The following is a 15,345-nucleotide window of genomic DNA, read 5'->3' on the forward strand; positions in this document are numbered from 1 at the left end:
GTCAGACGAACGCGTCCGGCTCCGCCGCCTTTCGCGCCGCGATGAAGTCGCGAAGCGCCTCGGCGACGCCCTCGTCCAACGGCGGCGGCTGATAATCGCCGAGCATGCGCTTCACCCGCAAGGATGCGAGCGCCTGCGAGTCCCGCGCGCCCTCCTCCGCCCAGGTCTCGAACGGCTTGTAGTCGAACACCTCGGAGCGCCAGAACGCCGTCTTGAAATTCGCCTGAGTGTGAGCGCAGCCGAGATAGTGCCCGCCCGGGCCGACTTCACGGATCGCGTCCATCGCCAGCGCGTCATCGGACATGTCGATCCCCGACGCGGCGGCGTGAAGCGCGCCGAGCTGATCGGCGTCCAGCACGAATTTCTCGAATGAGGAGACGAGGCCGCCTTCCAGCCAGCCGCAGGCGTGCAGCATGAAGTTGACGCCGCCGAGAAGCGCGGCGTTCAGCGTGTTCGCGCTTTCATAGCCCGCCTGCGCGTCGGGCAGTTTGGAGCCGCAAAGCCCGCCTCCCGAGCGGAACGGAAGCCCCAGCCGGCGCGCGAGTTGCCCTGCGCCCCACAGGATCTTCGTCGCTTCAGGGGTGCCGAAGGTTGGCGCGCCCGAGTTCATGTCGATCGACGAGACGAAGGCGCCGAAGATCGCCGGCGCGCCGGGGCGCACAAGCTGCGAATAGGCGACGCCGGCCAGAACCTCGGCCAGAACCTGAACCAGCGTCCCCGCGACGGAGACCGGCGCCATCGCCCCGCCGACGATGAAGGGAGAGATGATGCAGGCCTGATTGGCGCGGGCGTAGACCTCGAGCGCCCCCATCATCACCCCGTCCAGCGTCAGCGGCGAGTTGATGTTGATCAGCGACGTCATCACAGTGTTCTGCGCGATGAAGTCCTTGCCGAACAGAATCTCGCACATGGCGACCGAATCGGCGGCGCGCGCAGGGTCGGTGACGGAGCCCATGAACGGCTTGTCCGACAGGCGCATATGCGCGTGGATCATGTCCAGATGGCGCTTGTTGACCGCGACATCGGTCGGCTCGCACACCGTGCCTCCGGAATGGTGAAGCCATTTCGACATGTAGCCGAGCTTCACGAACGCCTCGAAATCCGCCATCGTCGCATAGCGGCGCCCGCCTTCCGCGTCGCGGACGAAGGGCGGGCCGTACACCGGCGCGAAGACCGTGCTCTTGCCGCCGATCTCCACGCTGCGGTCCGGGTTGCGCGCATGCTGGGTGAATCTGGACGGCGCCGTGGCGCAGAGCCGCCGCGCCAACCCGCGCGGAATACGCACCCGTTCGTCCTGGACATCCGCGCCGGCTTCCCGCCAGAGCGCGAGCGCGCCGGGATTGTCGGTGAAGGCGACTCCGATCTCCTCCAGGACGGTCTCGGCGTTGTGTTCGATCAGTTGGAGCGCTTCCTCGGAAAGAATCTCCATCGTCGGGATCTTCCGCTCGATGAAACGCGCGGTCTCGAACCGGACCGCGGTTCTCTCCGCGCGCCGCGCGGCGCCCCCGCCCCGCGCCCGCCGGCGCGCTCCCGTTTGCGCGACATCAGGCATCGCCACCTCCCGCATTCCGCCAAGTCTGCGAGCAACGATAGAGCCCGGCGGCCAGGACGGTGCGGTCGTTATCGGCGCCGCAGGGGCGATGAGCGACATCCGCCGCGCGCCGTCATGCGCCCGCTTGCGCGAATCCACCCTCCCCCCTAATCACGCTCCCCATGAGCACCGATATTCACGACCGTCTTCTCATCATCGACTTCGGCAGCCAGGTCACTCAATTGATCGCGCGGCGGCTGCGGGAGTTGAACGTCTATTGCGAGATTCATCCCTTTCAGAAGGTCGATGACGCGTTTCTGGCCGCCTTCGCGCCAAAAGCGGTGATTCTCTCCGGCGGCCCCGCCAGCGTGACCGAGGCCGACGCTCCCCAGCCGCCGGAGACGGTGTTCACGCTCGGCGTTCCGGTTCTCGGCATCTGTTACGGCCAGCAGGTCATGATGCGGATGCTTGGCGGCCTCGTCGAACAGGGGGCCGGCACGGCGGAGTTCGGCCGCGCCTTCGTCAGCCGGGCCGGCGCGCCGCTCGACCTTCTGCAAGGGTGGTTCGAGGGCGAGCGCGAGCAGGTGTGGATGAGCCATGGCGATCACGTCTCCCGGCTGGCCCCGGGATTCGCGGTCTATGGCGCGTCGCCGAGCGCGCCTTACGCGGTCACCGCCGACACCGAGCGCCGCTTTTACGCGGTCCAGTTCCACCCGGAGGTTCATCACACGCCGAACGGCCGGCGCCTCCTCGAGAATTTCATCCGCATCGCGGGGTTCACCGGCGACTGGACCATGGCCGCCTATCGCGATCAGGCCGTCGCCGCGATCCGCGAGCGGGTTGGAGATCAGAAGGTGATCTGCGGCCTGTCCGGGGGCGTCGATTCCTCCGTCACGGCGGTGCTGGTCCATGAGGCGATCGGGGATCAGTTGACCTGCGTATTCGTCGACACCGGCCTGATGCGCGCCGGCGAGGCCGATGAAGTCGTCAGCATGTTCCGCGACAATTACAATATTCCGCTGATTCACGCCGATGAGCAGGATCTTTTCGTCGGCGCGTTGACCGGCGTCTCCGACCCCGAGATCAAACGCAAGACCATCGGCCGGCTTTTCATTGAAGTCTTCGAGAAACACGCCAAGTCCGTCGGCGGGGCCAAATTTCTGGCGCAGGGGACGCTTTATCCGGATGTGATCGAGAGTGTCAGCTTCTCCGGCGGGCCATCGGTCACGATCAAGAGCCACCACAATGTCGGCGGTCTGCCCGAGCGGATGGGCATGAAGCTGATCGAACCGCTGCGCGAATTGTTCAAGGACGAGGTGCGCGCCCTCGGCGAGGAGCTCGGCCTTCCCGCGAGTTTCGTCGGCCGCCATCCCTTTCCGGGTCCGGGCCTGGCGATTCGCTGCCCCGGCGCGATCACTCCGGAAAAGCTGGCGATTCTGCGTCAGGCCGACGCCGTTTTCATCGACCAGATCCGAAAACACGGCCTTTACGATGAAATCTGGCAGGCTTTTGTCGCGCTGCTTCCGGTCCGCACCGTCGGCGTAATGGGGGACGGGCGCACCTATGATTACGCGTGCGCGCTCCGGGCCGTGACCTCGGTCGACGGGATGACGGCGGACTACTACCCGTTCTCGCATGAGTTTCTCGGCGAGACATCGACAAGAATTATAAATGAAGTCAAAGGTATCAACAGGGTTACTTACGATATCACATCAAAACCGCCCGGCACAATCGAGTGGGAATGATCGACACGCGGGCCGACGACGCGGCCACGCATGGCGCTCTTTCCCGCCATCTCCGCCGGTGCTAAGGCGGCGCTGATTTTCAAGGAGACAGCTAATGAACATCGAGGCGATTCCCGCCGGGAAGAATCCACCTTCGGATATCAACGTCGTGATTGAAATCACCGGCGGCGCCAACGGCGCGCAGCCTATCAAATACGAAATCGACAAGGCCTCCGGCGCCGTCTTCGTCGACCGGATCGTCAACACGGCGATGTTCTACCCCTGCAATTACGGCTTCGTCCCGAACAGTCTCCATGCCGACGGAGACCCGACCGACGTGCTCGTCATCTGCGATTTCACGCTTCAACCCGGCGTCGTGATCCGTTGCCGCCCGGTCGGCGTCCTGAAGATGGAGGACGACGGCGGCATGGACGACAAGCTGATCGCCGTCCCGCATGAAAAGACCGACCCGTTTCAGGCGCATGTCCAGGAACTGGACGACATCGAGCCCAAGACCCGCGACCGGATCAAACATTTCTTCGAGCACTACAAGGATCTCGAAGACGGCAAATGGGTGAAGGTGATCGGCTGGGGCGACAAGGCGGAGGCGGAGGCGATCCTCCAGAACTCGATTGACGCCGCCGCGAAGTGAGTCGCGCCGCCGGCTGAACATCGACGCGCCGGCGGCCTCGCCTCTGCGGAGGTCCGCCCGCGCGGCGCCGCGCGGGTGAAGCGAGCCGATTATCCGCCGATGATCGCGCTTGCGGTCGCCGAGACCATCGTCTGGGCCGGGTTGTTTTATACTTTCCCGGTCCTCCTGCTGCGCTGGGAGAGCGACTTCGGCTGGGGCCGCGACGTGATCGCGCTCGCCTTCACCATCTCTCTGGCCGCGTCCGCTCTCTTCGCGCCTCTGGCGGGCAGAATCATCGACACGGGGTATGGCGCGGCGATGTTGCCGCTGGCGGCGGCGGCGGGCGGCCTCGGGCTGCTCGGATTGTCGCTCGTCGATGCGCGCCCCGCGTTTTTCGCGCTCTGGGCGGTGATCGGCGCCGCGTCCGCATTCTGCCTGTACGAACCCTGTTTCGCTTTCATCACGCGCGCCCAGGGCGGCGGCGCCCGAAGCGCGATCACGCTCGTCACCCTTATCGCCGGATTCGCCTCGACCATCGCCTTCCCGCTCGCCGATCTTGTCGCCGACGAAGCGGGCTGGCGCGCCGCGCTCAGGGTGTTCGCGGCGGGAGCGATTTTCATCGCCGCGCCGCTGTTCTTCTGGTCGGCGCGCCGGCTCACGGCGAGCGGGCCGCGGCGACCGACGCGGGAGGCGGGCGACGCCGAACGCCGCGCCGCCCGCGCCGCCCGCCGGCGCCCGGCGTTCTGGCTTCTGGCGGCCGCGCTTCCGCTCACCGCGCTGACCCACGGGATGCTGCTCAGCCATTTGATGCCGATCCTCGAAACCCGCGGCGCCATCGGGCGGTCCGCCATTCTGGCGGCGTCGCTGATCGGGCCGGCGCAGGTGTTCGGGCGCGTCTTCATCATGGTCATCGCCCGGCGCGCCAGCGGAGCGACGCTGATCCTGATGGCCTACGCCGTCACCGGGGCGGCTTATCTCGCCCTCCTGTTCATCGGCGGGCCAAACTGGGGCCTTTTCGCCGCGATCATCGCCATCGGAGCGGCGAACGGGATCAACTCGATCGCGCGGCCGGTGGCGATCGCGGAGCTTCTCGGCCGCACGGGGTTCGGGAGCATATCGGGCGCGCTCGCCGTGCCTTATATCTCCGGCTTCGCCGCCGCGCCTTTTCTCGCCGCGCTCTTCTGGCGCGCCGGGGGCTATGACCTGATGCTGGCGGCCGCGGTCAGCATGGTTGTCGCGGGGCTTTTCCTGCTCGCCGCCGCGCGCCGCAGCGCCGCATGGATTGAAACCGGCCCGCATTGACGCTAACCGCAGCGCCGCAAGGCAGGAGCGCGACCATGATTTACGAAACAGCGCAAGACTGGGTGAACGCGCCCCGCAGGGCGGTGGCCCTGATCGGGATGTCCGGCGTGGGCAAGACCCGGATCAGCGCCCTTTTGCGTGAAGCGGGCGACTGGTTCCATTACTCGGTCGACTACCGGATCGGCACGCGATACCTGAATGAAGAGATCACCGACGATTTCAAGCACGAGGCGATGAAAAACCCCTACCTGCGGGACCTTCTTCTATCGGATTCCATCTCCATCTCCTCCAACCTGTCCTTTCACAACCTGACGCCGCTCTCCACATGGCTCGGCAAGCCGGGCGACCCGGCGAAGGGAGGCATTCCCTTCGACGCCTATATCGAACGGCAGCGCCTGCACCGGGCGGCGGAGATCGCCGCGATGCTGGACGCGCGCATATTCATCGGCAAGGCGCGTACACTTTATCGCTACAATAATTTCATCTGCGACACCTCGGGCTCGATCTGCGAGGTGGTTGACCCGGACGACCCGGACGATCCGGTGCTGACTGCGATGCGCCGGACCATGCTCCCGGTGCTGATCCGCGGGACCGAAGCGCATGAGGACGCGCTGAAGGCGCGCTTCGACCGCGCGCCAAAGCCGATGTATTATCAAGAGGCCTTCCTGAAGGCGGTCTGGGCCGATTTTCTGGCCGAAACCGGCGCGGACGCGGAGACCGTCGATCCGGACGCCTTCATCCGCTACGGCTTTGTCCGGCTTCTGGCGCATCGCCGCCCCCGCTATCAGGCGATCGCGGACAAGTGGGGCGTCACCGTGGAGGCGGCCGATATCGCCGCGGTCGAGACGCGCGAAGACTTCATCGACCTTGTCGCCGCGGCGCTGGCCGAACAAGGGGCGCGCTGAACGGCGCATCGCTTGCGCGCCGCCGCGCCGACGCTAAGTTCGGAGGGTCGCAAAGGAACGAGACGATGCCGATCAAGATCCCCGCCGCCCTGCCCGCCCACGACGTCCTGACGCGCGAAGGCGTGATGGTGATGACCGAAGATGCGGCGCTCAGGCAGGACATCCGGCCGCTCCAGATCGCGATGCTCAATCTGATGCCGAAAAAGGTGCAGACCGAGACCCAGTTCGCGCGGTTGATTGGCGCCGGGCCGCTTCAGATCGAGTTGACGCTGATCCGGATGACGGCGCATGAGACGCGCCACACCCCTCCCGCGCACATGCAGGCGTTCTATCAACCCTTCGCCAAGGCGAAGACGCGAAAGTTTGACGGCCTGATCATCACCGGCGCCCCGATCGAACATCTGCCGTTCGAGGATGTGGACTATTGGGGCGAGTTGACCGAGGTTTTCGAGTGGACCCGGTCCAATGTCCACTCCACCATCGCCGTCTGCTGGGGCGGGCAAGCGATGCTGCACCATTTTTACGGCGTTCCGAAACACGAGCTGGACGGCAAGCGTTTCGGCTGTTTCGAGCAGAGACTGACCGCCGTCTCCCCGTTCACATCCGGATTCTCGGATCGCTTCGTCGCTCCGGTCAGCCGGTGGACCGACACCCGCGAGGAAGACGTCGTGAAGCATGGCGTCAAGGTTCTGGCCCGCTCGGACGCGACCGGCCTCTGCCTCTTGCGGGACGAGGCGCTGAACGCGCTCTACATGTTCAACCACCTCGAATATGACGCCGACACGCTGAAGCAGGAATACGACCGCGACGTGGCCGCCGGGGCGCGGATCATGCTCCCCGTGAACTATTTCCCGAGAGACGACCCGGCCGCCGCGCCCCGGAACCGATGGCGGAGCCATGGCCATCTCCTCTACGGCAACTGGATCAACCAGATTTACCAGACCACTCCGTTCGATCTCGATGCGATCGGCCTCTGAGGGTCCGAGCGCCGGCGCGCCCTGTCGGTCAGCCCCTTCAGGCGCGCCGCAGAGCCGGCCGGGCGCGGCCGGGCCGAGACCCAACTTGATGAAATGCGACGCCCGGAGGCGATGAATGGACGAGATCGCCGCATTTTTGAAATCGAAAACGTTTGAAGACGTGCGGAAGGCGATCGAGACGACGCCCAAGGAGAACTTTCTCGACCCCGGATATCCCTACCCCGAACGCATGAACGGCAAAGATTACAACGCCGAAATGAAGACGCTTCATATTGAGCTGGTCAAGCTCCAGTCCTGGGTCCGCGAGACCGGAGAGCGGTTCGTGCTTGTCTTCGAGGGGCGGGACGCGGCCGGCAAGGGCGGGACCATCAAGAGATTCCGCGAACACCTGAATCCCCGCGGCGCCCGCGTCGTCGCGCTCGCGAAACCCTCGGACGTCGAGCGTGGCCAATGGTATTTTCAGCGTTATATCCAACACCTGCCCAGCTCCGGAGAAATCGTGTTCTTCGACCGGAGCTGGTACAATCGGGCGGTGGTGGAGCGGGTCTTCGGGTTCTCCTCGGATTCCGAGCGCGAGCTTTTCTTCCATCAGGCCCCCGAATTCGAAGACATGCTGGTCAATGATGGAATCAGATTCTTCAAGTTCTGGCTGTCGATCGGGCGTTCCGAACAGATCAGCCGGGTCATCGCTCGGAAGCGAGACCCGCTCAAGCAATGGAAGCTGTCCCCGATCGACGATCAGTCGCTCTCCCGCTGGTCCGAATATACGGAGGCGATCGAAGAGATGTTCGCCCGCACCCATACGCCTCACGCGCCCTGGACGGTGATCCGCGCCGACGACAAGCGGCGCGCGCGGATCGCGGCCATTCGCGCGGTCCTGTCCGCCACTCCCTATGAAAACCGGAGCGAGGACGCCGCCTCGCCGCCCGATCCGGCGATCTGCGGGCCGCTGGGAACGGTTCCGCTCGCCTTGTCCTGAGCTTGCGCCGCCGCCTTGCGGGGAGCCGCCGCGGCGCCCATGTCCCGCCAGTGCCGCAGGAGATGATCATGAACCATGCGCCAGGCGCCCTTCCCGACCCCGAGAGGGACGCCCAGTTTTACGACGGGGTTCCGGCGCGCCGGCTCTTCGCCTTCATCATCGATTTCGTTCTCGTATGGTGCATGGCGCTGGCCATAGGCGTGCTGACTCTCGGAATCGGGTTTCTGATGCTCGGATTCATCATCTTCGCGGTGGACTTCGTCTACCGCGTGACGACGATCTCCAACCGGTCGGCGACCCTCGGCATGCGCCTCGTCGGCGTGGAGCTTCGTCGGCGAGATGGCGGGAGATTCAATCTCGGCGACGCGCTCGCTCATACGATCCTGTTTTACATCGCATGCAGTTTCATCGTTCTCCAGTTGATCTCGGTGGTGCTGATGGCGGGCTCCGCGATGGGGCGCGGACTTCACGATATCCCGCTCGGCTCAACGATGATCAATTCTCCCGAGTGACAGCGCGCCGAAGCGTTGCTACGCTCGCGCAATCATATATTCCACCAGCTTGCGATGACCCATCTAAACCAGAAGATCACAGCGCAGTTCTTTCTGACCGCGAACCAGCCCTGCCCCTACCTGCCGGACCGGCAGGAGCGAAAGCTGTTCACCACATTGCGTGGACATGACGCGCGGGAGGTGAACGACTCGCTCAGTCTGCGCGGCTTTCGCCGCAGCCAGTCGGTGGCCTACCGCCCGGCCTGCGCCGATTGCGGCGCCTGCCTTTCGGTGCGCATCCCTGTGGCCGCCCACACGCCGTCCCATTCACAACGCCGGATCATGAAACGAAACGCCGGGTTGGAGCGGCGCACCTGCGCCCCCTGGGCGACGGAGGAGCAATACGAGGTCTTCCGCACCTATCTCCGGTCGCGCCACGCCGATGGCGGCATGGCGGAGATGGATATCTGCGAATTCGCCTCGATGATCGAGGAGACCACGGTCCGCACCCGCATCATCGAATACCACGCCCCCGACGCCGCGCCCGACGAAAGCCTCGTCGCCGCCTGCCTGACCGATGTCATGACCGACGGGCTCTCCATGGTCTACAGCTTCTTCAGGCCCGAACTGGCGCGGCGCAGCCTCGGGCTTTACATGATCCTCGATCACCTCGCCATCGCCCGCCAGGCGGGCTTGCCGTATCTGTATCTGGGGTACTGGGTGCCCGGGTCCCGGAAAATGGATTACAAGGCCCGCTTCACGCCGTTCGAGTTTTTCCGCGGCGGCGAATGGCGGCGGACCGACGCCCCGGAAACCCTGCCGATCGATGAACTTCGGAAACCGGACACATCGCCGGTTCCACTGGGCTGACCACGCTCAGAACAGAAAATCCGACGCATGAAAATCCGACGCGTCGGCGTTGTTCACCCGGATCGACACATTCGCAAAATGGATCATGGCGGAGGCGCCCGCGTCCCGAATATCGAGATCCGAAAACCTGTTCGCGCCGGCGCCGATCTCGATCTTGTCGAGGCCATGATCGAAGTCGCGGATCACGTCGTCGCCGTGCCCGCGGCCGAAAACGAACACGTCTGGCCCCTGGCCGCCGCTCAACGTGTCGTCGCCGGGCCCCCCGAACAACGTGTCCGCGCCCCGCATGCCGACAAGGACATCGTCCATGAGGCCGCCGTGCAGAAAATCGTCTCCGCCGCCGCCCAAAAGCCGATCATCGCCCGCATTGCCAAACAGGCGGTCGCTTCCCATGCCGCCAAAGAAGGAATCGTCGCCGGAGCCGCCTTTCAAGGTGTCGTCTCCGCCGCCGCCCCGGAGCACATCGTCGCCGGCGCCGCCTTTCAGGAGATCATCGCCGCCGCCCCCCCGGAGCACATCGCCGCCGACGCCGCCGACGAGAAGATCGTCTCCGCCGCCGCCTCTCAGGATATCGGCGCCCCGGCCGCCATGGAGACTGTCATCGCCGCCGCCGCCCCGCAGGACATCGTCGCCGCCGCCGCCCCGCAGAATGTCGTTTCCGAGGCCGCCCGCCAAGGCGTCGTTCCCGCCGCCGCCGACCCGCGTGAGAGCGGGCGGGGCGTCATCGGCCGATTGCGGATCGGCCGCGCGCAACGCGGCCGCGTCCGCCGCAAATCCGAAAGATGAGGCCAACTCATCCCAACCAATGGAAGCCAGCGTGATCGCCGCCGTGACCGACGCGTCGACGATGTTCAGCACCACCGCCTGGCCGGGGCCCTCGGCCAGATTGATCTGCGAGGAGCGACCGACTTCATTGAGGTCGGCCAGGCTGCCGATATGGGCGCCGTCGACGGTCGTGGACAGCGCGTTCCCGGCCAGAAGACCATCCGACAACACGCCGACGCCAAACCCCTCGAACCAGATCTGATCGCCTTCGGCGAAGTCCAGATCCAGGATCAGATCGGCGTCCCCGTCGCCAAGATTGCTCAGGTCGAAAACAAATCTGTCCGCGCCGGCGCCGCCGATCAGCACATCGTCGCCCGCGAACCCTTCCAGAGTGTCGCGCCCGCCGCCGCCTTCAAGGTGATTGTCGGCGCTGTTGCCGCCGATCCAGTCGTTCCCCGATCCGCCGATCGCATTCTCGATCAGCGAGCGCGCGTCATTCTCGTATTGAAGCGCGTTGAAGATGTGCCCCCGCGCGTGAACGCCGCCGCCGAGATACGCGCGCTGCGCGTTCCCGCCCACATCGAGATCGATATAGCCGCCCGGCGAGAGATCCACCGCCAGATCTCGGGAATAGGCGGAGAAGTCATAAGTGTCTTCGCCGCCGCCGTCCCAGATCGTCCGCAGGATGACGTTCCCGGCGGTCTGCTCCTGCAAAATTCCGTTGATCGCCATCCGGCCGCTCTCCGGCGTGACCCGGTAGACATCGTCGCCGGCGCGGTGCGCGAAATTCGCGCCGTAGAGGTCCTGGATCGCCGCGATATCAAACATCATCAGCGTTTGCGGACCGCTGGCGGGGCCATTGGTGAAGGCGTTCTCGTTGCTGCCGACATAGGACCTGTAGGTCATCAGCGAATATTCATGGCTGTCGAATGACGCGTTCAGCGGCCCCGGCCCGCCGCCCTCGTGGCCATGTCTCAACCCGATCGTGTGCCCGACTTCATGGAGCGTGGTCGCCCACGCGTAATTGCCGGCGATCGGAGCGTTGTAATGCTGCATTCCGAACCAGACATCGCCGCCCTTGTCGTCGTTGAACGGAAGATAGGCGAATGCGGTCTCGGGCGCGGCCGACCGCGCGAACATCAGATCCGCCGACCGGTCGGCGGCGCCGGTCAGCTCCACAAACCGAAGGCCGCTCACATCCTCGATCCCGCCAAGCGCGGCCCGAACCGCATTGGCGTGCGCCGCCATCACTGGCGCGAAGGTGTCGCGGACATTCAGATGGCCGCGGTAACTGAAATCGGAGGCGCTGTCAGGAAAGCTGTAGCTCAACGTTTTCGTGGTCCAGATCAGCCCCGACATCAACGCATCGATGTTCTGATCCGGATCAAGGAGATTGGAGTCGACGTGCCGCTCTGACGCGACAGCGGCCTGCGCCGCATGCGGCGCGCCGGCGTGCAGTTCATGACTCCGGGATTCCGCCTTCACATGGCCAATCATCTGACTGGTCTCTCGCGTCAACATCAACAACTCCGCCCCACACAACGCATTTCAATAGAGCGCGGATCGATCAGGGACAAACCATAATTACCGAGAATACCGGGATCATCACCGTCATGATTATATCAAGTTGTTCATGATGTTACTTGATACACTTAAAGTTGTTTACTTCTAAAATTGGGAACAGATGCGAAAGCCCGGCGCGCGCGCCGCGCCGCCGGCGCCCCGGCCCGTCCTCCGTCCCGATCCAACCCTCGCGCTCCATGCGGGCGAACCCGCGCACGCTTTCCCGTACAGACGATAATTATGGCATTTCGACGGCGTCGCGCCAATTTCGCGCACATTGCCAATCCCGGCGCCCGATGCTACGTCGCCGTTCCATCCTCTGAGCGCAGGCGCCCCATGATCCCCCGCTACTCCCGCCCCGAAATGACCGCGATCTGGTCTCCGGAAACGAAATTCCGCATCTGGTTCGAAATCGAAGCGCACGCCGGCGATGCGCAGGCCGCGCTTGGCGTCATCCCAGAGAGCGCCGCGAAGGCCGCCTGGAAGGCGAAGGACGTGGTCTTCGACGTGGAGCGGATCGACGAGATCGAGCGCGAGGTGAAACACGACGTCATCGCCTTCCTGACGCATCTCTCAGAGTTCGTGGGGCCGGAGGCGCGGTTCATCCACCAGGGCATGACGTCGTCCGACGTGCTCGACACCTGCTTCAACGTGCAGTTGACGCGCGCCGCCGACATCCTGCTCGACGATATGGACGATCTTTGCGCGGCGCTCAAACGCCGCGCGCTCGAGCACAAGGATACGATCTGCATCGGCCGCAGCCACGGCATCCACGCGGAGCCCACCACGTTCGGCCTCAAGCTCGCGCAGGCCTATGCCGAGATGGACCGCAATCGCTGCCGGCTCGCTCAGGCGCGGGCGGAGGTCGCGACCTGCGCGATCTCCGGGGCCGTCGGCACATTCGCCAATATCGACCCTTCGGTCGAGGCCCATGTCGCCGCGAAACTCGGGCTGGAGTCCGAGCCGGTTTCGACCCAGGTGATCCCGCGCGATCGCCACGCGATGTTCTTCGCGGTCCTCGGCGTCGTCGCCTCGTCAATCGAGCGGCTGGCGATCGAAATCCGGCATCTTCAGCGAACCGAAGTGCTGGAGGCGGAGGAGTATTTCTCCCCGGGGCAGAAGGGCTCCTCGGCGATGCCGCACAAGCGCAACCCGGTGCTGAGCGAGAATCTGACCGGCCTCGCGCGGATGGTCCGCGCCTACGCGCTGCCGGCCATGGAGAATGTCGCCCTCTGGCATGAGCGCGACATCTCCCACTCCTCGGTCGAGCGGATGATTGGCCCCGACGCGACGATCACGCTCGATTTCGCGCTGGCCCGGCTCACCGGCGTCATCGAAAAGCTCATCGTTCATCCCGAGAACATGGAGCGGAACCTGAACCAGTTCCGCGGACTCGTGCACTCGCAGCGCGTGATGTTGGCGCTCACGCAGAAGGGCGTGAGCCGGGAAGACGCCTATCGCCTCGTCCAGCGAAACGCGATGAGGGTCTGGGAGCGCGGCGCCGACTTCATGACCGAACTGAAAGCCGACCCGGAGGTCGCCGCCGTCATGAGCGAGGCGGAGATCGAAGCGAATTTCGACCTCGCCCACCACACGAAGCACGTCGATACGATCTTCGCGCGGGTGTTCGGGCCGGAAGAGGCGTAACCGGCGCGCCGCCCCTCGCCGGGGAGCGCGGCGCGCTCCCTTGCCGGCCATCACATTCGCGTTATCACGCGCCCCAGGCCCTCTCCACGTCCATCCAATCTTCATCGAGACAGATGACGCGCCCCTCGCGGCGCCGGAGATGATGATGGATGACAACGGACCATTCCGCCCTACGCCCGCGATCCTCGCCGCGCTCTATGTCGTGCTTTGCGTCGGCGCGGGCGCCGGTTGGATCGCGCTGACGCTGGGCGCGGCGTTCAACGGCTAATGACGTGAAAGGCGCGGCGGCGCGGCCGCCGGCTCGCCCCCCTGAGCATTGAAAATCGCCTCCGGCTCACCGCGAGCCTTTCCGCGCGCACGCCTCTGCGGGCGACCCAGATCGGAATGAGAATTCAGACGATGAGCTCCGGTTTCAGCTTCATCGCACCGGCGAGCGCGTCGAGGCGCCGCCCCACCCGCTCGCCCGCGAGATCGGCGATTTCAGGGGCGAAGCGGAGCGTGAGGCGCCCATCGGCCACCTGGAGCGGGCAATGGGCCAGCGCCCCGGGCGCCGAACCGGAGAGCATCGCGCCGAGGCGGATGGCGCGGCCGGTGATCTCGGCCTCCCTGCGCGCGCTCGCGGAGAGAAGATCGACCGCTTCCGCCTCCGCCGCAAGGAGCGAGCCCTTGTAGCGATGCATCAGCGCCGCGCCGAGGAAAAGCCGGCCCCGGTGGCCGACGCCGCCGAGATTGGCCCGGCTGACGGTGCCGAAACAGGCGGTGACGCGAAAATCGGGATGCGCCCGCCAGTTCACGTCATGAAGCAGGCACGCGGCCTCCGCGAGACGCGCGCGATCGGCGCTGAGCCCCTGGAGAACCGGGCGCATCCAGGCGATCAGCTCGGCGGCGAAGCCCGGGCAACGGGCGCCCCGCGCCTCCATCGCCGCCGCCGCGGCGATCAGCGGCTCTTCGTTCCGCATCGGTTGCGGCATCCGCTCGTAGATCACGCCCTCGCGGGCGCCGAAGGCGGAGATGGCCACGCTTTCGGGTTTCAAATGTTCAAGCAGGCGCTTCAGCGCCCGCGCGCCCGCGACCATGGCGGGGACGCGCGAGAGGGAGACGTCGGCGGTTTTCTTGATCGCCGGCGGCTCCTTCGTCAGCGCCCAGTCGCAGAGCCTCAGCGCCTCCGCCGGCGTCATCTCGAACCCCTGGAGGACATGAAACGGATACCTGGCCTTCGCCATGCCGGCCTTGGCCAGCGCCCGCCAGGCGCCGCCGACGAGGATCAGGCGCGATGCGCGATGCGCGAAAGGCGCCGCCGCCGCGCTCAGCGCCTGCATGGCGCGCCGGGCGAGCGGCCCGTCCTCCGCCAGCAGAAGATGGCCGGCCTGGACCGAGGCGACGCGGCCGACCGCGCCATCGGCGACGGTGGCCAACTCCAGCGACGCGCCGCCGAGGTCGGCGACGACGCCATGCGCGGAAGGCCAGCCGAACAGCACGCCTTCGGCGGCCAGCCGCGCCTCCTCCTCTCCGGTGACGACGCGGATCGGAAGGCCGAGCTCCGCGGCGAGCCCGGCGCAGAACTCGGCGCCATCCTCCGCCTCGCGGAGCGCGGCGGTGGCGAAGGCGATCAGATCGGAGACCCCCATCCGGCGCGAGAGCGCGACGAGCCGGCGGAGCGCCGCCCGCGCGGAGACCTTTCCCTCCGGGTCGAGCCGCCCGGTCTCGCCGAGGCCGCGGCCGAGGCCGCAGATGACCTTCTCGTTGAAGAAATAATCCGGGCTTCGCACCCCGTCCTCGAACACCACCAGGCGAATCGAGTTCGAGCCGATGTCGACGACTCCAACCAGCCCCGGCGTGAGGTGGAGCCCGGCATGCGAGGGAGTAAACTGAACTGGCGCAGTCAAGAGCGATCTCCGTGGCGGCGCGGCCCGCCCGCTTTAAGCTCGCCGCGGAGCGCCGGGTCAAGCGGAGATCGTCG

13 protein-coding genes are annotated in these 15,345 nt (G+C 65.8%); 10 read left to right on the forward strand and 3 right to left on the reverse strand.

What is annotated here, in order from left to right; all coding sequences use genetic code 11:
* Position 1 precedes the first annotated feature (1 nt).
* Positions 2-1,552 (reverse strand): trimethylamine methyltransferase family protein, encoded by a 1,551-nt coding sequence (locus WG921_RS07515; protein ID WP_340108600.1) that lies wholly within the window; start codon positions 1,550-1,552, stop codon positions 2-4.
* A 161-nt stretch (positions 1,553-1,713) separates the two neighbouring features.
* On the opposite strand from WG921_RS07515, the gene guaA reads away from it, so the two are divergent.
* The 8 genes from guaA to WG921_RS07555 all read left to right on the forward strand — a co-directional run bounded on the left by guaA (position 1,714) and on the right by WG921_RS07555 (position 9,410).
* The gene (gene guaA / locus WG921_RS07520; RefSeq protein ID WP_340108601.1) at positions 1,714-3,276 is read left to right on the forward strand and encodes a glutamine-hydrolyzing GMP synthase; all 1,563 of its coding nucleotides are present in this window, start codon (positions 1,714-1,716) and stop codon (positions 3,274-3,276) included.
* 94 nt (positions 3,277-3,370) lie between these two features.
* Positions 3,371-3,907 carry an inorganic diphosphatase gene (gene ppa / locus WG921_RS07525; RefSeq protein ID WP_340108602.1) on the forward strand — a complete coding sequence of 179 codons (537 nt, stop codon included), beginning with the start codon at positions 3,371-3,373 and terminating at the stop codon, positions 3,905-3,907.
* Between the two features lie 75 nt (positions 3,908-3,982).
* Positions 3,983-5,188: an MFS transporter gene (locus WG921_RS07530; protein WP_340108603.1), complete on the forward strand. Its 1,206-nt coding sequence runs from the start codon at positions 3,983-3,985 to the stop codon at positions 5,186-5,188.
* A gap of 35 nt (positions 5,189-5,223) precedes the next feature.
* On the forward strand, positions 5,224-6,093 hold the full coding sequence (locus tag WG921_RS07535) for an ATPase (RefSeq protein WP_340108604.1): 870 nt from the start codon (positions 5,224-5,226) through the stop codon (positions 6,091-6,093).
* A 65-nt stretch (positions 6,094-6,158) separates the two neighbouring features.
* Positions 6,159-7,070, forward strand: coding sequence for a homoserine O-succinyltransferase (locus WG921_RS07540; protein ID WP_340108605.1), 912 nt, complete (start codon positions 6,159-6,161; stop codon positions 7,068-7,070).
* Between the two features lie 115 nt (positions 7,071-7,185).
* Positions 7,186-8,049: a polyphosphate kinase 2 gene (ppk2, locus tag WG921_RS07545; protein ID WP_340108606.1), complete on the forward strand. Its 864-nt coding sequence runs from the start codon at positions 7,186-7,188 to the stop codon at positions 8,047-8,049.
* Positions 8,050-8,117: 68 nt separating this feature from the next.
* Complete coding sequence (locus tag WG921_RS07550) at positions 8,118-8,561, forward strand: RDD family protein (protein WP_340108607.1); 444 nt, start codon at positions 8,118-8,120, stop codon at positions 8,559-8,561.
* 54 nt (positions 8,562-8,615) lie between these two features.
* Positions 8,616-9,410, forward strand: a complete 795-nt coding sequence (locus WG921_RS07555; RefSeq protein ID WP_340108608.1) for an arginyltransferase — start codon at positions 8,616-8,618, stop codon at positions 9,408-9,410.
* Between the two features lie 6 nt (positions 9,411-9,416).
* On the opposite strand, the gene WG921_RS07560 is transcribed toward WG921_RS07555, so the two are convergent.
* Entirely contained in the window at positions 9,417-11,696 is a 2,280-nt protein-coding gene (locus WG921_RS07560) for a M10 family metallopeptidase (RefSeq protein ID WP_340108609.1), read from the reverse strand.
* 378 nt (positions 11,697-12,074) lie between these two features.
* Here WG921_RS07560 and purB point away from each other — a divergent pair, with 378 nt between their 5' ends.
* Together purB and WG921_RS07570 are read left to right on the forward strand one after the other, a co-directional pair.
* A complete protein-coding gene (gene purB, locus WG921_RS07565) occupies positions 12,075-13,385 on the forward strand; it encodes an adenylosuccinate lyase (RefSeq protein ID WP_340108610.1) in 1,311 nt (436 codons plus the stop codon).
* Between the two features lie 145 nt (positions 13,386-13,530).
* Positions 13,531-13,653 carry a hypothetical protein gene (locus WG921_RS07570; protein WP_340108611.1) on the forward strand — a complete coding sequence of 41 codons (123 nt, stop codon included), beginning with the start codon at positions 13,531-13,533 and terminating at the stop codon, positions 13,651-13,653.
* 124 nt (positions 13,654-13,777) lie between these two features.
* Here the strand turns inward: WG921_RS07570 and WG921_RS07575 are convergent, their stop codons facing one another.
* Entirely contained in the window at positions 13,778-15,271 is a 1,494-nt protein-coding gene (locus WG921_RS07575) for a Ppx/GppA phosphatase family protein (RefSeq protein WP_340108612.1), read from the reverse strand.
* Positions 15,272-15,345 lie beyond the last annotated feature (74 nt).

It is taken from the genome of Paludibacillus litoralis, from assembly GCF_037646705.1.
Lineage (GTDB): Bacteria > Pseudomonadota > Alphaproteobacteria > Rhodobacterales > Rhodobacteraceae > Pikeienuella > Pikeienuella litoralis.

Coding starts and splice junctions, on each gene's coding strand:
- WG921_RS07515 (WP_340108600.1), bottom strand. CDS start 1,552: ATGCCTGATGTCGCGCAAACGGGAGCGCGCCGGCGGGCGCGGGGCGGG.
- guaA (WP_340108601.1), top strand. CDS start 1,714: ATGAGCACCGATATTCACGACCGTCTTCTCATCATCGACTTCGGCAGC.
- ppa (WP_340108602.1), top strand. CDS start 3,371: ATGAACATCGAGGCGATTCCCGCCGGGAAGAATCCACCTTCGGATATC.
- WG921_RS07535 (WP_340108604.1), top strand. CDS start 5,224: ATGATTTACGAAACAGCGCAAGACTGGGTGAACGCGCCCCGCAGGGCG.
- WG921_RS07540 (WP_340108605.1), top strand. CDS start 6,159: ATGCCGATCAAGATCCCCGCCGCCCTGCCCGCCCACGACGTCCTGACG.
- ppk2 (WP_340108606.1), top strand. CDS start 7,186: ATGGACGAGATCGCCGCATTTTTGAAATCGAAAACGTTTGAAGACGTG.
- WG921_RS07550 (WP_340108607.1), top strand. CDS start 8,118: ATGAACCATGCGCCAGGCGCCCTTCCCGACCCCGAGAGGGACGCCCAG.
- WG921_RS07555 (WP_340108608.1), top strand. CDS start 8,616: ATGACCCATCTAAACCAGAAGATCACAGCGCAGTTCTTTCTGACCGCG.
- WG921_RS07560 (WP_340108609.1), bottom strand. CDS start 11,696: ATGTTGACGCGAGAGACCAGTCAGATGATTGGCCATGTGAAGGCGGAA.
- purB (WP_340108610.1), top strand. CDS start 12,075: ATGATCCCCCGCTACTCCCGCCCCGAAATGACCGCGATCTGGTCTCCG.
- WG921_RS07570 (WP_340108611.1), top strand. CDS start 13,531: ATGGATGACAACGGACCATTCCGCCCTACGCCCGCGATCCTCGCCGCG.